Source organism: Mycobacterium sp. 852002-10029_SCH5224772, assembly GCF_001667315.1.
GTDB lineage: Bacteria > Actinomycetota > Actinomycetes > Mycobacteriales > Mycobacteriaceae > Mycobacterium.
This window is the reverse complement of sequence record NZ_LZHT01000015.1, coordinates 232,077-250,172: the sequence shown is the minus strand read 5'-3', so window position 1 is coordinate 250,172 and position 18,096 is coordinate 232,077. Positions and strand designations below refer to the sequence as shown.

The 18,096-nt window shown below is 68.3% G+C and carries 19 protein-coding genes and 1 pseudogene; 14 read left to right on the top strand and 6 right to left on the bottom strand.

All coding sequences use genetic code 11. The annotated features are described in order from the left end of the window. Both A5775_RS05890 and A5775_RS05885 read right to left on the bottom strand, forming a co-directional pair. On the bottom strand, nucleotides 1-773 hold a 773-nt coding region (locus A5775_RS05890), incomplete at its 3' end, for a cyclopropane mycolic acid synthase family methyltransferase (RefSeq protein ID WP_067248952.1). Between the two features lie 188 nt (nucleotides 774-961). Further along, on the bottom strand, nucleotides 962-1,648 hold the full coding sequence (locus A5775_RS05885) for a TetR/AcrR family transcriptional regulator (RefSeq protein WP_369827780.1): 687 nt from the start codon (nucleotides 1,646-1,648) through the stop codon (nucleotides 962-964). A gap of 178 nt (nucleotides 1,649-1,826) precedes the next feature. On the opposite strand from A5775_RS05885, the gene A5775_RS05880 reads away from it, so the two are divergent. From A5775_RS05880 to deoC, 6 genes and pseudogenes are all read left to right on the top strand, one after another. After that, the gene (locus A5775_RS05880) at nucleotides 1,827-3,209 is read left to right on the top strand and encodes a DUF445 domain-containing protein (protein WP_156660578.1); all 1,383 of its coding nucleotides are present in this window, start codon (nucleotides 1,827-1,829) and stop codon (nucleotides 3,207-3,209) included. 84 nt (nucleotides 3,210-3,293) lie between these two features. Then, a pseudogene (locus A5775_RS05875) lies at nucleotides 3,294-3,732 on the top strand (helix-turn-helix domain-containing protein). Between the two features lie 186 nt (nucleotides 3,733-3,918). After that, nucleotides 3,919-4,536 carry a heparin-binding hemagglutinin HbhA gene (gene hbhA, locus A5775_RS05870; RefSeq protein ID WP_067249053.1) on the top strand — a complete coding sequence of 206 codons (618 nt, stop codon included), beginning with the start codon at nucleotides 3,919-3,921 and terminating at the stop codon, nucleotides 4,534-4,536. A gap of 87 nt (nucleotides 4,537-4,623) precedes the next feature. Then, nucleotides 4,624-4,911, top strand: a complete 288-nt coding sequence (locus tag A5775_RS05865; RefSeq protein WP_067248943.1) for a DUF2516 family protein — start codon at nucleotides 4,624-4,626, stop codon at nucleotides 4,909-4,911. 4 nt (nucleotides 4,912-4,915) lie between these two features. Beyond that, nucleotides 4,916-5,317 (top strand): DUF2599 domain-containing protein, encoded by a 402-nt coding sequence (locus A5775_RS05860; RefSeq protein ID WP_067248939.1) that lies wholly within the window; start codon nucleotides 4,916-4,918, stop codon nucleotides 5,315-5,317. Further along, nucleotides 5,317-5,994, top strand: a complete 678-nt coding sequence (gene deoC / locus A5775_RS05855; protein WP_067248937.1) for a deoxyribose-phosphate aldolase — start codon at nucleotides 5,317-5,319, stop codon at nucleotides 5,992-5,994. Before A5775_RS05860 ends, deoC begins: the two co-directional genes overlap by 1 nt. Nucleotides 5,995-5,998: 4 nt before the next feature. On the opposite strand, the gene A5775_RS05850 is transcribed toward deoC, so the two are convergent. The 3 genes from A5775_RS05850 to A5775_RS05840 are packed head-to-tail and all read right to left on the bottom strand — an operon-like array spanning nucleotide 5,999 to nucleotide 8,435. Continuing rightward, complete coding sequence (locus A5775_RS05850) at nucleotides 5,999-7,051, bottom strand: DUF2993 domain-containing protein (protein WP_197512368.1); 1,053 nt, start codon at nucleotides 7,049-7,051, stop codon at nucleotides 5,999-6,001. Beyond that, entirely contained in the window at nucleotides 7,048-7,884 is an 837-nt protein-coding gene (locus tag A5775_RS05845; RefSeq protein WP_067248935.1) for a carbon-nitrogen hydrolase family protein, read from the bottom strand. The genes A5775_RS05850 and A5775_RS05845 overlap by 4 nt, the downstream gene beginning before the upstream one ends. Nucleotides 7,885-7,913: 29 nt before the next feature. Then, complete coding sequence (locus tag A5775_RS05840; protein ID WP_067248932.1) at nucleotides 7,914-8,435, bottom strand: DUF2505 domain-containing protein; 522 nt, start codon at nucleotides 8,433-8,435, stop codon at nucleotides 7,914-7,916. Between the two features lie 26 nt (nucleotides 8,436-8,461). On the opposite strand from A5775_RS05840, the gene A5775_RS05835 reads away from it, so the two are divergent. Both A5775_RS05835 and A5775_RS05830 read left to right on the top strand, forming a co-directional pair. Further along, the gene (locus A5775_RS05835) at nucleotides 8,462-9,574 is read left to right on the top strand and encodes a UDP-N-acetylmuramate dehydrogenase (RefSeq protein WP_067248928.1); all 1,113 of its coding nucleotides are present in this window, start codon (nucleotides 8,462-8,464) and stop codon (nucleotides 9,572-9,574) included. A gap of 72 nt (nucleotides 9,575-9,646) precedes the next feature. Continuing rightward, the gene (locus tag A5775_RS05830; RefSeq protein WP_067248927.1) at nucleotides 9,647-10,981 is read left to right on the top strand and encodes an Ig-like domain-containing protein; all 1,335 of its coding nucleotides are present in this window, start codon (nucleotides 9,647-9,649) and stop codon (nucleotides 10,979-10,981) included. On the opposite strand, the gene A5775_RS05825 is transcribed toward A5775_RS05830, so the two are convergent. Further along, a complete protein-coding gene (locus tag A5775_RS05825; protein ID WP_067248925.1) occupies nucleotides 10,965-11,714 on the bottom strand; it encodes an SDR family oxidoreductase in 750 nt (249 codons plus the stop codon). The genes A5775_RS05830 and A5775_RS05825 overlap by 17 nt on opposite strands. Nucleotides 11,715-11,985: 271 nt before the next feature. On the opposite strand from A5775_RS05825, the gene A5775_RS05820 reads away from it, so the two are divergent. The 6 genes from A5775_RS05820 (at nucleotide 11,986) to regX (ending at nucleotide 18,094) form a co-directional block, all read left to right on the top strand. Continuing rightward, nucleotides 11,986-13,224 carry an ROK family protein gene (locus A5775_RS05820; protein WP_197512373.1) on the top strand — a complete coding sequence of 413 codons (1,239 nt, stop codon included), beginning with the start codon at nucleotides 11,986-11,988 and terminating at the stop codon, nucleotides 13,222-13,224. Nucleotides 13,225-13,284: 60 nt separating this feature from the next. Beyond that, on the top strand, nucleotides 13,285-14,559 hold the full coding sequence (gene mshA / locus A5775_RS05815; RefSeq protein WP_067248913.1) for a D-inositol-3-phosphate glycosyltransferase: 1,275 nt from the start codon (nucleotides 13,285-13,287) through the stop codon (nucleotides 14,557-14,559). A gap of 47 nt (nucleotides 14,560-14,606) precedes the next feature. Next, a complete protein-coding gene (locus A5775_RS05810) occupies nucleotides 14,607-15,128 on the top strand; it encodes a YbjN domain-containing protein (RefSeq protein ID WP_067248910.1) in 522 nt (173 codons plus the stop codon). Nucleotides 15,129-15,227: 99 nt separating this feature from the next. Beyond that, nucleotides 15,228-15,977 (top strand): phosphoglyceromutase, encoded by a 750-nt coding sequence (locus A5775_RS05805; protein WP_067248907.1) that lies wholly within the window; start codon nucleotides 15,228-15,230, stop codon nucleotides 15,975-15,977. A 154-nt stretch (nucleotides 15,978-16,131) separates the two neighbouring features. Continuing rightward, nucleotides 16,132-17,361 carry a cell wall metabolism sensor histidine kinase WalK gene (locus A5775_RS05800; protein WP_156660577.1) on the top strand — a complete coding sequence of 410 codons (1,230 nt, stop codon included), beginning with the start codon at nucleotides 16,132-16,134 and terminating at the stop codon, nucleotides 17,359-17,361. A gap of 49 nt (nucleotides 17,362-17,410) precedes the next feature. Next, the gene (gene regX / locus A5775_RS05795) at nucleotides 17,411-18,094 is read left to right on the top strand and encodes a two-component sensory transduction protein RegX (protein ID WP_067249050.1); all 684 of its coding nucleotides are present in this window, start codon (nucleotides 17,411-17,413) and stop codon (nucleotides 18,092-18,094) included. The last annotated feature ends 2 nt before the right edge of the window (nucleotides 18,095-18,096 follow it).

The window sequence follows — 18,096 nt, the reverse complement described above, 5'->3', positions numbered from 1 at the left end:
ACCTCTTGAGACTGAAGGGCGAGGGCCTGCTCGCGATTCGCCTCGAGCGCCTCGGCCCACAGATCCAGCGTCTTCGCGTAGTGCAGTTGCAGCGACTGCACGCGGGTGAGCTCGAAGCCCACGGTCACCCCGTACTCGCCGACGGTCTGCGGGGTGGGAAGCCAGCCGCCGGGAAAAATCTCGGCGAGGATGAATTTCGAGAACTCAACGATCTCGTGGGTCAACCTTAGGCCCTTGGCCCGGGCTTCTTTGAAGGACGGCCGAACGATGGTGTGCAGCAACATGATTCCGCCGGGCGGCAGCGCGTTGTAGGCCATCTTGAAGAAACGCCCGTAGCGTTGGCGGCCGAAGTGCTCGAACGCACCGATCGAGACGATGCGGTCCACCGGCTCGTGGAACTTCTCCCAGCCCTCCAGCAGCACCCGGCGGGTCCGGGTGGTGTCCATCTGGTCGAAGGTCCTCTGCACGTGCTCGGCCTGATTCTCCGAGAGCGTCAGCCCCACGACGTTGACGGCGTACTTCTCGATGGCTCGCCGCATGGTTCCGCCCCAGCCGCAACCGATGTCCAGCAGCGTCATCCCCGGCTCGAGCTTCAGCTTGCCCAGCGCCAGATCGATCTTGGCGAGCTGCGCCTGTTCCAGGGTCATGTCGTCGCGTTCGAAATAGGCGCAGCTGTAGGTCTGAGTGGAATCCAGGAACAGCCGGAAGAAGTCGTCAGACAAGTCGTAATGGGCTTGCACGTTTCCGAAATTCGGTGTGAGTTGCACAGACATGTCGACACGAGCCTTTCTTGTGGCGGGGGAGGGCAAGCAGCCAAACAACAAAACCCGCTGTTCGTCCCCCGACGCTCTTCTGCATGCTAGCTCCCCCGGGGCAGTCGAAGTCGTCCTCCCCGGGGCCGCGTCCCAGCCTCACATGAGACGGGCGCGATTCCAAAAACCGCGCGTGGGCAGGGTCTTCCCTAGAGGCCGGACGCGTCGTCGTGGTCCTGGGGCGGCACGATCGGCGACGGGTGTGGTTCCTCGCGGAATTTCTCCAGCGACCCGCCGACTTCGACGATCCCTTTGAGGGCATTCCAGCTCAGCATGGTCAGGTAGTCGATCAACTCGTCGCGGCTCATGCGCGGGAAGGACATCCAGGAGTGGGTGGCCAGCTGCACGCCGCCGACGATCAGGTACGCCCACGGCTCCGCGCCGCCGGTGTCCATCCCCGCCTGTTGCATGCGGCGGCGCATCAACACCGCGAGCATGCGGGCGATGATCCGCTCGGAGTCGGCGATCACCTTGCTCTTGCTGGCCGAACTGTTGGTCATCACGAAGCGGTAGGGCTCGGGTTCGTTCGCGACGGTTTCGACGTACACCCGGATGACCTCGCGGGTCAGGTCGAAGCCGTCGAGGTTGGAGGTAAGCGCCCCAGCCATATTGGGGATCAGGGTGGTCTGGGTGAACCGCATCATCACGGCGGTGGTGAGGTCGTTCTTGTCGACGAAATAGCGGTACAGCACTGTCTTGGAGACCCCGATCTCCGCGGCGATCTCATCCATGCTCAGGGTGCCGCCGAGCCGGCGGATCGCGTCGATCGTGCCGTCGACAAGTTCGTTACGACGCTCCACCTTGTGCTGGTGCCAACGCCGCTTGCGCCCATCCATTTTGACGCTCACAACCGAGACTTGGTCTGCCACTATCTCCGATTTCCCATTCCGTAGACGCCCTCGATACTACGGCGTGGGCGGGTTGGTTCATGGTTCTGGCCGGGCGTGGAGCGGCCCTGAACGGGCTGCTGCAACCGGTGTCGTCACACCGATCGCCGGGAACATAGATGATGAAGTGGTGGCACACAGAGCCTCGGTGCGGGGCGAAGCGTCGGGCCCGCCAGCGGCGAGGCCCGGTTTGACGACGCCGTCGACGGCTCCGGGACGGGGTCGCACGTCGTTTGCCGAATCCTTCGCGGGCGCCGATCGAGAGGCCGATGCGCAGCGGCGGGTGGCGCTGCGCCGGATGAAGATGGTGGCGCTGAGCTTTCTGATCGGTGCCACCGGCGTGTTCCTCGCCTGCCGGTGGGCCCAGGCGCACGCCGCCGTGGGCATCTGGGTGGGCTATGTCGGTGCCGCCGCGGAAGCCGGGATGGTGGGCGCCCTGGCCGACTGGTTCGCCGTGACCGCGCTCTTTCGGCACCCGCTGGGCATACCGATCCCGCACACCGCGATCATCAAACGCAAGAAAGACCAGCTGGGCGAGGGTCTGGGCGCATTCGTGCGGGAGAACTTCCTGTCGCCCGAGGTCGTGGAGACCAAGCTGCGCGACGCCGAGGTGTCCGGCCGGCTCGGGAAATGGCTGTCGGAAGCTGCGCATGCCGAGCGGGTGGCGAGCGAAACGGCCACCGTGCTGCGAGTGCTCGTCGAGTTGCTGCGCGACGAAGACGTCCAACAGGTGATCGACCGGATGATCGTGCGCCGCATCGCCGAACCCCAGTGGGGCCCGCCGGTCGGCCGGGTGCTGGCGACCCTGCTCGCCGAGAATCGGCAGGAAGCGCTGATCCAGTTGCTGGCCGACCGGGCCTTTCAGTGGTCGCTGAACGCCGGCGAGGTCATCCAGCGGGTGGTCGAGCGTGATTCACCCACCTGGTCGCCGCGCTTCGTCGACCACCTGGTGGGCGATCGCATCCACCGCGAGCTGATGGACTTCACCGACAAGGTGCGCCGCAACCCGGACCACGAACTGCGCCGGTCGGCGACCCGTTTCCTGTTCGAGTTCGCCGACGACCTGCAGCACGACCCGGACACGATCGCGCGCGCCGACACGATCAAAGAGCAGCTGATGGCGCGTGACGAGATCGCGAACGCCGCCGCGACCGCGTGGAAGACGCTGAAAAGGCTGGTGCTCGAGGGCGTGGATGACCCGTCCAGCGCCCTGCGCACGCGCATCGCCGACGCGGTGGTCCGCATCGGGGAGTCGCTGCGCGACGATGTCGACCTGCGTGACAAGGTCGACAACTGGCTGGTCCGGGCGGCCCAGCATCTGGTCTCCCAATATGGGGTGGAGATCACAGCGATCATCACCGACACGATCGAGCGCTGGGATGCCGAGGAGGCCAGTCGGCGCATCGAACTCCACGTGGGCCGTGACCTGCAATTCATCAGGATCAACGGAACGGTGGTCGGCTCGCTGGCGGGCCTGGTGATCTACGCCGTCGCGCAGCTGTTTTTCTAGTAGTGCTAACAAGTGCTTGCAATAGCAAGCACTTGTAGTAGCCTGATGGCGTCAAGATCACCCGTCCGACCCCAGGAGCACGCCATGGCACCCGAGGAGAAGCTCTCCGCCAAGGTGTCCAACGCCGCCTCCGACATGGCCTCTGACATCGGCAGCTTCATCCGTAGCCAGCGTGAACTCGCGCAGGTATCGGTGCGGCAACTCGCCGAGAAGTCGGGGGTCAGCAATCCATATTTGAGCCAGGTGGAGCGTGGATTGCGTAAACCCTCCGCCGACGTCCTGAACCAGATCGCGAAGGCCCTACGGGTTTCCGCCGAGGTTCTCTATGTGCGCGCCGGGATTCTCGAACCCACCGACAAAAGTCAGGTGCGGGACGCGGTCGTCACCGACACTGCGATCACCGAGCGCCAAAAGCAGATTCTGCTCGACATCTACACCTCGTTCACCCAGCAAAACGAAGCCACCCCCGAGGAGTGTTCGAACCAATCCGACACCGAGTGAACAGTCGCTCTCGGATCGGTGATGTATAGACGACCGGCCGTCGGGGTTACCCCACACGGAGGGAGCTACCGATTCCAGCTCAGCGCTGGACGTATCACCCCGGCTCTGGCGGCCCCAGTTGCGAAGGAGACGTTTGCACCAACTTCCCGACCAGACACCTGACAACGGATAACGCCAACAGCCAAACCACACCATGAAAGGAAAAACCATGGCGGAAAACTCAAACATCGAAGACTTGCGGGCTCCTTTGCTCGCGGCCCTGGGCGCGGCCGACCTGGCCCTGGCCACGGTTAACGACCTCATCGCCGGCCTGCGGGAGCGCGCCGAAGAGACTCGCGCCGATACCCGCACGCGGGTGGGAGAGCGCCGCGCGCGCCTGACCAAGCTCCAGGAGGACCTGCCCGAGCAGTTCACCGAGCTGCGCGACAAGTTCACCACCGAAGAGCTGCGCAAGGCCGCCGAGGGCTACCTGGAGGCAGCCACCAGCCGGTACAACGAGCTGGTCGAGCGCGGCGAGGCGGCCCTGCAGCGGCTGCGCAGCCAGACGGCGTTCGAGGACGCCTCCGCGCGCGCGGAGGGCTACGTCGACCAGGCCGTCGAGCTGACCCAGGAGGCTCTGGGCACGGTCGCGTCGCAGACCCGCGCGGTCGGCGAGCGCGCCGCCAAGCTGGTCGGCATCGAACTGCCCGGCAAGACCGACGCGACGGCCAAGAAGGCCCAAAAGGCCATCAACAAGGCGCCCGCCAAGAAGGCCCCGGCCAAGAAGGCTCCGGCCAAAAAGGCTCCCGCCAAGAAGGCGGCGGCCAAGAAGGTCACCCAAAAGTAGTACGACACTCCCACGACGTTCGGCTCCGAGTCGCCTCCGGGTGACTCGGAGTCGACGTTTTGGAGGGGGCCCGCCTACGCTTGAGGCGTGAACCACCTCGTGGGTACCGTCATGCTGGTTTTGCAGATCGCTGTGTTGGTCACGGCGATCTACGCGTTCGTGCATGCCGCGCTGCAGCGACCCGACGCCTATACCGCCGCCGAAAAGCTGACCAAGCCCGTGTGGTTGCTGATCCTGGCCGGGGCCGTCGCCCTGACATCGATCCTGGGTTTCGTCTTCGGCGTGCTCGGCATGGCGATCGCGGCCTGCGCGGCCGGTGTCTATCTTGTCGACGTGCGGCCCAAACTCCTGGAAATTCAGGGCAAGTCGCGTTAGCGGGATGAGGCGGCTGCTGACGGCGCCGGCCGCTGCGCTCGTCGTCTTGTGCTGCCTGACACCGCAAGCCGTCGCCGCCCCCGATCCCTTCGTCGACCACATCGAGTGGGCGCAGTGGCAGGGCCGCAGCAGCCTGCGGGTCTTCCCGTCGGCGGCCGGCCGGAGCGCCTCCCGAACCCCCGGGACCATGGCGTGGGCCGACGAGGCCTGGGCCGAGGTGCTCGCCCTGGCGCCGGACGCCGACACCCCCGGGATGCGCGCGCAGTTCCTCTGCCACTGGCAGTTCGCCGAAGTGGCTCGACCGGGCAAGATCAGCTGGAACCTGGAGCCGTGGCGGCCGGTCGTCGACGACGCCGAAATGGTTGCCTCCGACTGCAATCCGGGCGGTCGGGAAGAATCCTTCTGATGACAAGCCATCTCACCCGGGCGCAGTTGGCGGCGTTCGTCGACCACACCCTGCTCAAACCCGAAGCCACCGCCGCCAACGTGGCCGCCCTGGTCGCCGAAGCGGCCGAACTCGGCGTCTACGCCGTATGCGTCTCGCCCTCAATGGTTCCCGCAGCGGTGCACGCCGGCCCCGGCGTGCGGGTTGCCAGTGTGGCGGGATTCCCGTCGGGCAAGCATGTTTCGGCGGTCAAGGCGCACGAGGCCGCCCTGGCCGTGGCGGCCGGCGCCTGCGAGATCGACATGGTCATCGACATCGGTGCGGCACTGGGCGCCGACGTCGATGCGGTGCGCTCCGACATTCAGGCCGTGCGGAACGCCATCGGCGGCGCCGTGCTCAAGGTGATCGTGGAATCGTCAGCGCTGCTGGCGCTGGCGGACGAACGCACCCTGACCCAGGTGTGCCGCGCGGCCGAAGACGCCGGCGCCGACTTCGTCAAGACGTCGACCGGGTTTCACCCGGCGGGCGGCGCCTCCGTGCGGGCCGTCGCCCTGATGGCCGAGACGGTCGGGGGCCGGCTGGGCGTGAAGGCCAGCGGCGGCATTCGCACCGCCGCGGACGCGCTTGCGATGCTGGACGCCGGCGCGACGCGGCTGGGACTGTCCGGCACCCGGGCGGTGCTCGACGGGCTGGGCTGAACTGTCAAAGGTTGGCGAAGCAGGGATTGTTGTTGTCGCCGGCGGGGATGCTGGCGTTGCGCGTCGAGAAGTGGCTGGTCACACCGTCGTCGGTGACCTGCACGCTGTCGGCGTGAATGCCCAGCGGGTAGTTCTTGGTCAGGTTCGAGGTGAAGTCGTCCAGCGTCGACTGCACGGATTCCTTCGGCATCGTGAAACCGAGCGCGTTGAAGCTGACGATCTGCAGCTTCAACCCGGTGCCCTCGACCATCGGCTTGGCGGTGATGTTGTCCAACATGCCCTTCAGCTCGATGGTGCCGTCGGCGGGATGGGTGGTCACGGTGTTGGTGACGAACGGGCCCAGAACCGGGATCGCGTTCTGCACCGACTCCTTGATGCCGTCACTCGTCCAGCTGATGGTGGCGTCCAGTGAGCCGATGGTGCCCTTCGAGTTGGCCGTGTCCTTGATCCGGACGTCGTTGATGTTGAGCGAGAGCTTCATGCCCTTGGCATCGCGGATGTTGTTGCCGGCCGTTTGCACCGAGATGTTGGTGTAGTGCTTGGTCGCCTGCTGCCACAGCATCAGCGGCGTCACCCCGAAGGACGCGGTGGCCTGGTCCTTGACCTCGCAGGCCACCGCCTCGGCGACCTTGGTGTCGGCGACGTGCCGCACGTACAGCTCGGCGCCGATGAGCCCGGCGATGATCAGCGCGAACACGATAATGAAGATCAGCAGGACGGAGACCGGGTCGCGACCGAAGCGGCGCTTCTTCTTCCCCGGTGTGGCGTCATCGCCGGGCTGGGCGGCCAGGCGCTCCGTCGGGCCCGCGGGCGGAGTCGGCGGGGGCGGGTAGCCGGGTTGCTGCATGTTCGGCTGGGGCGTCCCGAAGCGCTCGGTCTGACCCGGCGGGGGAGCGTGAGTGGGCGGCGGTGGTGCCGGCGGAGGCACGTGACCTGGGCCGCCGGTACCGATCCGCTCGGTCGACCGTTCCGTGGGGGGCTGGCCGAACGGTCCCTGGTGGGGGGGACGGGCCCACTTCGACGGGTCCTGGTTCGGGGGTCCTTGTGGGTTCGTCACCGTACCGATTCTGCCCTATCAACCTGAGCAAAGAGCGAGCGGTTGCTGAGGACCGCGATGCTCTTGCGCGCCTCGACGACCCTGTCGACATCGACGTCGGCCACCACGAGCTGCGGCGTCGAACCGGCCGATGCGACGACCTCGCCCAGCGGGGAGACGACCAGGCTTCCCCCGACCCCGGTCGGTGCGCCCGATCCGGATTCCGCCTGCGCCGCACCGGGGTCCGCCTGACCGGCGGCGGCGACGTAGCTCATCGAGTCGAGCGCGCGGGCGCGGGCCAGCAGGGTCCACTGGTCGAGTTTGCCCGGACCCGCGCCCCAGGACGCGCAGACGGCGATCACCTGGGCGCCGCGGCGGGCCAGCTCGGTGTAGAGCTCCGGGAAACGGATGTCGTAGCAAACGGTCAACCCGACCCCGACCCCGTCGACCGTGATCACCACCGGATCGTGTCCCGGCGCCACCGTGCGCGACTCGGTGAAGCCGAACGCGTCGTACAGGTGGATCTTGTCGTAGTGGGCGCCCGCCTGGGGGGAATCGTCCGGACCGGCCGCGATCAGGGTGTTTGTCACCCGCCCGTCGCCGGCCGGGGTGAACATGCCGGCCACGACGGTGATGTTCGCTTCGGCCGCGACGCGCCGCACCCCGTCGGCCCAGGGGCCGTCGACCGGCTCCGCGATCGGGCCCAGCGGGACACCGAACCGGCACATGGTGGCCTCCGGGAACACCACCAGCTTCGCGCCCGCATCGGCGGCCTGGCGGCTGTATTCGCGCACCAGCCGCAGATTTGCTGCGGGATCGGTGCCGCTGAGGATCTGCGCCAAGGCGATTCGCATGAGGGCCAGCTTAGGCTGGGTGACTGCGCTCAGGCCGATTTGGCGATCCACTCCGTGGTGAAGCGCTGTTCCACGGCGATCAGTTCGGCCAGGCGGGCGCCGATGATGTTCTCCAACTTGCCCCCGATGATCGGGACACGCACCTGCACGGTGGCCCGGACCGTCAGCCGGGAGCTGCCTCCGCCGATCGGCTCCAGGACGGTGGTGCCGGCGAGGTTCACCGGCGCATTGACGATCGAGCCCACGACCGAACCCGTCGCGGCCCCGCCGGTCACCGGTCCCCACGTCTCCTCGCGCCGGATGCGCAGGTCGCCGCTGTGCAACTGCGTGACCATGCCCGGCAGCTTGTCGCTGCGGATCACCTGCAGCGTGACGACCTCGACGGTGTCGTCGTCGCCGGACTCGCCGCCGACCCGCAGCGACTCCAGCGTGGCCACGTCCACCCCGGACCCGGCCAGCCTGGCCCGCCAATAGTTCGCATCGGTGAAGGCCCGGTGCACCTCGTCAACACTGCCGTGGTAGTCGGCCGACAAGTCGAATGAACGCGGCATAGCAGGTCAGGCTACCGTTACGGGCCATGAAATCCAGCGATGCCGGTTCGGTGTTCGCGGGTGCGTCGGTGGGCGAATCCGTGCCACTGGCGCCGCTGACCACCCTGCGGGTCGGACCGATCGCACGGCGCCTCGTCACCTGCACGAACAGCGACCAGGTGATCGCCACGCTGGGCCACCTGGACGCCGAAACCCGTGCGGGACACGGCGGCCCGGTGCTGGTCCTCGCCGGCGGCTCCAACCTGGTGATCTCCGATACGTGCGCGGACCTGACCGCCGTGCGGCTGGCCAATGACGGCATCACCGTCGACGGCAACCTGGTCCGTGCCCAGGCCGGCGCGGTGTGGGACGACGTCGTGGTCAACGCCATCGAGCACGGTCTCGGCGGGCTGGAATGCCTGTCGGGCATTCCCGGCTCGGCCGGGGCCACCCCGGTGCAGAACGTCGGGGCGTACGGCGCGGAAGTGTCCGAGACCATCACGCGGGTCCGGGTGCTGGATCGCGGCAGTGGCGAGGTGCGCTGGGTGCCGGGCAGCGAGCTGGGCTTCGGCTACCGCACCAGCGTCTTCAAACGCGGGAACGGGTTCGAAATACCTTCCATCGTCCTGGAAGTGGAGTTTGCGCTGGACGCATCGGGGCGCAGCGCGCCGCTGCGCTACGGCGAGCTGGCGGCCGCGCTGAACGTGGGCATCGGCGAGCGCGCCGACCCGCGGGCGGTCCGCGAGGCGGTGCTGACGCTGCGGGCGCGCAAGGGAATGGTGCTCGATCCGGCCGATCACGACACCTGGAGCGTGGGTTCGTTCTTCACCAACCCGGTCGTCGCCCCCGACGTCTACGAGCGGCTGGCCGCGACCGTCGGCGGGCCCGTGCCGAACTACCCGGCGCCCGACGGCGTCAAGCTGGCCGCCGGCTGGCTGGTGGAGCGGGCGGGCTTCGCCAAGGGCTATCCGGAGCCCGGCCCGGGCGGCCGCGAAGCGCCCTGCCGGCTGTCCACCAAGCACGCGTTGGCGCTGACCAACCGCGGCGGCGCCAGCGCCGACGACGTGATCGCGCTGGCCCGCGTCATCCGCGACGGCGTTCGGGCTGTGTTTGGTGTCACACTGATCCCCGAGCCCGTCCTGCTGGGGTGCAGGCTGTAGCTGGAAAATTTGCCCGACGCGCCCCCGGGCGCCGATTCGGCGCGGCCGGTTGGTCGATTTTCCCCGGTATCTTTGATTTTCGTGACCCCGTCCCGCGCCCCGCGGCCGATCAACCGGCGCGTGGCTTTGGCGACCCTCGGGCTCGGTGTGCTCGCGCCCAACGCGCTGGCCGCGTGCGGTGGCACGTCCGCGAAACAAGCTGAGAAACAAGAGCAGCCGGCGTTGCAGCTGAAGTACCAGCCCGCCGACGCCACCCAGAACGTGGTGCCGATCGTCCCGGTCAGCGTCCAGGTGAGCGACGGCTGGTTCCAGCACGTCACGCTGTCAAATTCCTCGGGCAAGGCCGTGGCGGGCACGTTCAACTCCGACCGGACCGTCTACACGACCTCCGAACCCCTCGGCTACGACATGACCTACACCTGGCACGGCTCGGCCGTCGGGCACGACGGCAAGGCGGTCCCGGTCGCGGGGAAGTTCACCACGGTCTCGCCCAGCAAGAAGATCGGTGGGGCGTTCCAGCTGGCCGACGGCCAGACCGTCGGCGTCGCGGCCCCGATCATCCTGCAGTTCGACGCCCCGATCAGCGACAAGGCCGCCGTCGAAAAGGCGCTCACCGTCACCACGAATCCGCCCGTCGAGGGCAGTTGGGCCTGGCTGCCCGACGAGGCGGCCGGCGCCCGCGCGCACTGGCGCACCCGCGAGTACTACCCCGCGGGCACCACGGTCAGCGTCGACGCCAAGCTGTACGGCCTGCCGTTCGGCGACAGCGCCTACGGCGCCGAGGACATCTCGCTGAACATCCAGATCGGTCGACGGCAGGTGGTCAAGGCCGAGGTCTCGTCGCACCGCATCCAGGTGATCCGCGACGAGGGCGTCATCATGGACTTCGCGTGCAGCTACGGCGAAGCCGACAAGGCGCGCAACGTCACCCGCAATGGCATCCACGTGGTCAGCGAGAAGTACGCCGACTTCTACATGTCCAACCCGGCGGCGGGCTATAACCACATCCACGAACGCTGGGCGGTGCGGATCTCCAACAACGGCGAGTTCATCCACGCCAACCCGGCGAGCGCCGGCGCGCAGGGCAACACCAACGTCACCAACGGCTGCATCAACCTGTCGACGGGCGACGCCGAGCAGTACTTCCAGTCGGCGATCTACGGCGACCCGGTCGAGGTGACGGGGAGTTCGATCCAGCTGTCCTACTCCGACGGGGACATCTGGGACTGGGCGGTGGACTGGGACACCTGGGTGGCCATGTCGGCGTTGCCGCCGCCGACCGCGCGGCCGCCGTCAACGCAGATCCCGGTGACCGCGCCGGTGACGCCGTCCAACGCGCCGACGCTGTCGGGCACGCCGACCACGACGACGCCGGCCACTACGGGCCCCGCTACCCCCGGCGGTTAAACCGGCTGGCCGATGCCTGGTCGCGCGGCTTCATCACGATCAGGTCCAGATCGACGTGCGCCGGCCGCGAGGCGACGAAACCGATCACTTCGGCCACGTCGGCCGCCACCAGCGGGGTGATGCCGGTGTAGACGGCGTCCGCGCGTTGTCGGTCGCCGTCGAAGCGCACCAGCGAGAATTCCGTTTCGACCGCCCCCGGGGCGATCTCGGTCAGCCGCACCGGCTCGCCCAGCAGCTCGCCGCGCAGCGTGCGGTGCAGCGCGCCCTGGCCGTGTTTGGCCGCCGTGTAGCCGGCACCGCCGTCGTAAACCTCAAGCGCCGCAACGGAAGTGACGGTGATGATCAGCCCGTCACCGGATTCGACCAGCTTGGGCAGCAACGCGCGGGTGACCCGCAGGGTGCCGATCACGTTGGTCTCCCACATCCACCGCCAGTGCTCGAGGTCGGAATCGGTGACCGGCTCCAGCCCGCGGGCGCCGCCGGCGTTGTTGACCAGCACGTCGACGCGGCTCACTTTGCTCGCCAGCGCGTCGACCGCGGCGTCGTCTGTGACGTCGGCCACAATCGCGGTGCCGCCGATCTCATCCGCCAGGGCGTGGATCCGGTCGGCCCGGCGCGCCACCGCGACCACGTGAAATCCCTGTGCAGCCAGGGTCCGGGCGGTCGCCGCGCCGATTCCCGAGCTGGCCCCCGTGATCACCGCGACGCGTTCATTCCTGCCAGTTTTAACCATCGAAACAACCTTAGTGAACGTGCTAAATTTTCCGTGTGCTTCACAGCGCCCTGTCCAACATCACCACCGCCGCGTGTCTGTGCGCGGCGGGTGCGTGTTGTTGCTGCGCACTTTGCCGCCCCTGACCCCATGCCAGGTGTGGCCAAGACGGCCAGCAAAAATCGGACAAAGGACGCTCGTGCCTACCAATACCCTCACTCATACCCATCTTTCGCCGAGCCGCGTCGTCGGCTACTCCGGTCAAAAGGGGCATCGCTCGGCGCGACGGCAGATCGTGCCGCCGGCCTTGCACATCCCCGACTCCGCGGCAGCCTCCGTGTTCCGGGCCGTGCGGCTGCGCGGACCCGTCGGCCGTGACGTCATCGCCGGCGTCACCTCGCTGAGTATCGCCACGGTCAACCGTCAGGTCATCGCGCTGCTGGACGCCGGTCTGCTGCGGGAGCGCGCCGATTTGGCCGTCTCCGGCGCGATCGGTCGCCCGCGGGTGCCGGTGGAGGTCAACCACGAGCCGTTCGTGACGCTGGGCATCCACATCGGGGCGCGCACCACCAGCATCGTGGCCACCGACCTGTTCGGCCGCACCCTCGACACCGTCGAGACGCCGACGCCGCGCAACCCGGCCGGCCCCGCGCTGGCGTCGCTGGCCGACAGCGCCCGGCGGTATCTGCAGCGCTGGCATCGGCGGCGGCCGCTGTGGGTCGGCGTCGCCATCGGTGGCACCGTCGACGGCGCCACCGGCCAGGTGGACCACCCGCGGCTGGGCTGGCGGCAGGCGCCAGTCGGACAGGTGCTGGCCGATGCGCTGGGCCTGCCGGTCTCGGTGGCCTCGCACGTGGACGCCATGGCCGGAGCCGAGCTGCTCCTGGGCATGCGGCGATTCGTGCCCAGCTCGCCGACCAGTTTGTACGTCTACGCCCGCGAGACCGTGGGGTATGCGCTGGTGATCGGCGGGCGGGTGCACTGCCCGTCCAGCGGCCCGGGCACCATCGCGAGCCTGCCCGCCCACTCCGAGCTGCTCGGCGGCACCGGACACCTGGAATCCACCGTCAGCGACGAAGCCGTGGTGGCCGCCGCCCGTCAGCAGCGCATCCTGCCGTTTGCCCCCGCCAACCGTGCCAACGGCCCCGCCGGCGGTATCGCCGATCTGATGCGGATGGCCCGAAGCGGCAACCAGCCGGCCATGGATCTGCTCGCGGAGCGGGGCCGGGTGCTCGGCGAGGCAGTGGCGTTGCTGCGCGACATGCTCAACCCCGACGAACTGGTGGTCGGCGGTCAGGCGTTCACCGAGTATCCCGAGGCGATGGAGCAGGTGGAGGCGGCCTTCGCCGCGCGCGCGGTGCTGGGGCCGCGCGACATCCGCCTGACTGCCTTCGGCAACCGGGTGCAGGAGGCCGGCGCCGGGACGGTGTCGCTGTCCGCGTTGTATGCCGACCCGCTGGGTGCCATGCGACGGGCCGGGGCGCTGGACGCCCGGCTGCACGAGGTGGCCCGGGACGAGCCGTCCGCCTGACGCGACTCCGTGCCCTGCGCGCTTGCGGTCGCCGGCGAGCCGTCCTGTAAAGATGACAGGGTGCGGCACGATGACGTATTCCGGCTGAATGAACCGCGCCGGGTCGCAGTGTTGGCGGTCCACACCTCACCTTTGGCGCAGCCCGGCACCGGCGACGCGGGCGGCATGAACGTCTACGTGCTGCAGACCGCGTTGCACCTGGCGCGGCGCGGCATCGAGGTGGAGATCTTCACGCGGGCGACCGCGTCCGCCGACCCGCCGGTGGCGCGGGTGGCGCCCGGGGTGCTGGTCCGCAACGTGGTGGCGGGGCCGTTCGAAGGCCTGGACAAATACGACCTGCCCACCCAGCTGTGCGCCTTCGCGGCCGGGGTGTTGCGCGCCGAGGCATCGCACGAGCCCGGCTATTACGACATCGTGCACTCGCACTATTGGCTGTCCGGGCAGGTCGGCTGGCTGGCGCGCGACCGCTGGGCGGTGCCGCTGGTGCACACCGCACACACCCTCGCCGCGGTCAAGAACGCGGCGCTGGCCGACGGTGACTCGCCCGAGCCGCCGCTGCGCACGGTCGGCGAGCAGCAGGTCGTCGACGAGGCGGACCGGCTGATCGTCAACACCGACGACGAGGCCAGGCAGCTGATCTCGATTCACCACGCCGACCCGGCGAGGATCGACGTCGTCCATCCCGGCGTCGACCTCGACGTGTTCCGGCCCGGCGACCGCCGGGCCGCCCGCGCCGCGCTGGGCCTCCCGCCCGACGAAGACATCGTGGCGTTCGTCGGCCGGATCCAGCCGCTGAAGGCGCCCGACATCGTGTTGCGTGCAGCCGCGAAACTGCCCGGGGTGCGCATCGTGGTGGCGGGCGGTCCGTCGGGCAGCGGCCTGGCTTCGCCGGACGGATTGGCCCGGCTGGCCGACGATCTGGGCATCACCGCGCGCGTGACCTTCCTGCCCCCGCAGACCCGCCCGAACCTGGCCACGTTGTTCCAGGCCGCCAATGTGGTTGCGGTGCCCAGCTATTCGGAGTCCTTCGGCCTGGTCGCCCTCGAGGCGCAGGCCTGCGGTACCCCGGTGGCGGCGGCCGCGGTCGGCGGGCTGCCGGTGGCGGTGCGCGACGGGATCACCGGCACGCTGGTGGCCGGGCACGACGTCGACCGATGGGCGGCTGCCCTGGACGGGCTGCTGCACCTGCCCGCGGCACAAGCCGAGGACATGGGCCGGGCGGCCGCCGCCCACGCGGCCTCCTTCTCCTGGGATCACACCACCGATGCGCTGCTGGCCAGCTATCGCCGCGCGATCCGCGGGTACACGGCCGAGCGCCGCGGGGTGGGCGCGTGACTTCCGCCGGTGACGATGCAGAGCGAAGCGATGCTGAGGAGCGGCGCATGACTTCCGCCGGTGATGTGACGCAGGTGATCGAGGATGCCCTGAACGCCAGTGGGCTGAACTACTCGAAACACACTGGCGCACATGGCGGCCCGCCGGGCGTGGTGGTGGAACTGCCCGGCGAGCGCAAGCTCAAGACCAACACCATCTTGAGCGTCGGTGAGCACTCGGTGCGCGTCGAGGCCTTCGTGTGTCGCAAGCCGGACGAGAACCACGAGGGCGTCTACCGGTTCCTGCTCAGGCGCAATCGCCGGCTCTACGGCGTGGCCTACACGCTGGACAACGTCGGCGACATCTACCTGGTGGGCCGCATGTCGCTGCCGTCGGTGGACGCTGACGAGATCGACCGGGTACTCGGACAGGTGCTCGAAGCGGTCGACTCGGACTTTAATACGTTGCTGGAGTTGGGTTTTCGCTCGTCGATTCAGAAAGAGTGGGAGTGGCGGGTGTCGCGGGGGGAGTCGCTGAAGAACCTGGAGGCCTTCGCCCACCTCATCGACGAAGACGACGACGAGCGCTGAATAGCTCACGAGCGTAACCGCACTGCGAAAATCCGAGCCGAATCTCGCAGTGCGGTCACGCTCGGCGCGACTCGATGGGTGCGTGAGAGACTGACCGGCATGGGTGACTCTGCCACGCTGGTACTGCTTCGCCACGGCGAAAGCGAATGGAACTCGCTGAACCTGTTTACCGGCTGGGTGGACGTCGGGCTGACCGACAAGGGCCGCACCGAGGCGGTGCGCAGCGGCGAGCTGTTGGCCGAACACAATTTGTTGCCCGACGTCCTCTACACGTCCCTGCTGCGCCGGGCCATCTCTACCGCGCACCTGGCGCTGGACGCCGCGGACCGGCTGTGGATTCCGGTGCGGCGCACCTGGCGGCTCAACGAACGCCATTACGGGGCGCTGCAGGGCCTGGACAAGGCGGAAACCAAGGCGCGCTACGGCGACGACCAGTTCATGGCCTGGCGGCGCAGCTATGACACACCACCCCCGCCGATCGAGAAGGGCAGCACCTACAGCCAGGACGCCGACCCGCGCTACGCCGACATTGGTGGCGGCCCGCTGACGGAGTGCCTCGCCGACGTCGTCGTCCGCTTCCTGCCGTACTTCACCGACGTGATCGTCCCAGACCTGCGCAGCGGCAAATCGGTGCTGATCGTCGCCCACGGCAACTCACTGCGGGCCCTGGTCAAGCACCTCGATCAGATGTCCGACGACGACATCGTGGGACTGAACATCCCGACCGGCATCCCGCTGCGCTACGACCTCGACGCCGACCTGCGGCCGGTGGTGCCGGGCGGCACCTATCTCGACCCCGAAGCGGCCGCCGCCGGTGCCGCCGCGGTGGCCGGGCAGGGGCGCGGCTGAGTTTCGCACGCCGGCGCGATTGGTGCGGAAACGCCCGAATTAGCCAAACACCACGTGAACGGGAGCGGAACACCTGTGGCGCAAGGTGTGACTTGTCCGATTTTGGCCTCGTTCCGCTAGGGCGTTGTTCAGGAAGATTTGTAGGATTTGCTATGTGACTGTGTTCTCGGCGCTGTTGCTGGCCGGGGTGTTGTCCGTGCTGGCACTAGCCGCAGGTGTGGCGGTCGGCGCCCGGCTGTCCCCGCGCGCGTTGCAGCGCCGCCAGCGGGTGAGCACCGAATGGACCGGGATCACCGTCGGGCAGATGCTGGAATGCATCGTGGCCCTGATGCCAGTGGGCGCGGCGGTGGTGGACGTCCATCGCGACGTCGTCTACCTCAACGACCGTGCCAAGCAGCTGGGCCTGGTGCGCGACCGCCAGCTCGATGACCAGGCCTGGGAGGCGGCGCAGCAGGCGTTGACCGGCGTCGACGTCGAATTCGACCTGCAGCCGGCGAAACGGGCGGGGGGCCGGTCCGGGCTGTCGGTGCACGGGCAAGCCCGCTTGCTCAGCGAAACAGACCGCCGGTTCGCCGTGGTCTTCGCTCACGACCAGTCCGACTATGCGCGGATGGAAGCGACCCGGCGCGACTTCGTGGCCAACGTCAGCCACGAGCTCAAGACCCCGGTGGGCGCCATGGGCCTGCTCGCCGAGGCCCTGCTGGCCTCGGCCGACGACTCCGAGACCGTGCGACGGTTCGCGGAGAAGGTGCTCGTCGAAGCCAACCGTCTGGGCGACATGGTCGCCGAGCTGATCGAGCTGTCCCGGCTGCAGGGCGCCGAACCGCTGCCCAACGTCATCGACGTCGACGTCGATAGGGTTGTGAGCGAAGCGATTTCGCGCCACAAGGTAGGGGCTGACAACGCCAACATCGAGGTCCGCACCGATGCCGCGAGCGGTCTGCGGGTGCTGGGCGACGAAACGCTGTTGATCACCGCGCTGGCCAATCTGGTGTCCAATGCGATCGCCTATTCGCCTCCGGGCTCGCCAGTGTCGATCAGCCGTCGCCGCCGCGGCGAGAACGTCGAGATCGCCGTCACGGATCGCGGGATCGGCATCGCCCTGGAAGACCAGCAGCGAGTTTTCGAGCGGTTCTTCCGGGGCGACAAGGCGCGCTCACGGGCCACCGGCGGCAGCGGCCTGGGCCTGGCCATCGTCAAACACGTCGCGGCCAACCACAACGGCACCATCGGCGTGTGGAGCAAGCCGGGAACCGGATCGACATTCACCCTGTCCATTCCGGCGGCCATGCCGGCTCCTCGAGACGAGGGTGAAGCCGAGCAGCCGCAAAGCCGCGACGCGCGGCCCAACCGGCCCCAACGAGAGGAAGAGCTAAGTCGATGACCCGCGCTTACGACGTTGCAGATCGCAGCGATGAGGAGGAGTGGCGCTCATGACCAGTGTGCTGATCGTGGAGGACGAGGAGTCGCTGGCCGATCCGCTGGCGTTCCTGCTCCGCAAGGAGGGCTTTGAGGCCACCGTGGTGACCGACGGGACGGCCGCGCTCGCCGAGTTCGATCGGAGCGGCGCCGACATCGTGCTGCTCGATTTGATGCTGCCCGGAATGTCGGGCACCGATGTGTGCAAGCAACTGCGCGCGCGTTCCAGCGTGCCGGTGATCATGGTGACCGCCCGGGACAGTGAGATCGACAAGGTCGTGGGTCTCGAGCTCGGCGCCGACGACTATGTGACCAAACCCTATTCGGCGCGTGAGTTGATCGCCCGGATCCGGGCGGTGTTGCGCCGCGGCGGCGACGACGATTCCGAGATCAGCGATGGTGTGCTCGAGTCCGGTCCGGTGCGGATGGACGTCGAACGCCACGTCGTTTCGGTCAACGGTGACGCGATCACCTTGCCGCTCAAGGAATTCGACTTGCTCGAGTATCTGATGCGCAACAGCGGCCGGGTGCTGACCCGCGGGCAGTTGATCGATCGGGTGTGGGGTGCGGATTACGTCGGCGACACCAAGACGCTCGACGTCCACGTCAAGCGGCTGCGATCCAAGATCGAATCCGACCCGGCCAACCCGGTGCACCTGGTGACGGTGCGGGGCCTGGGCTACAAGCTGGAAGGCTAGCC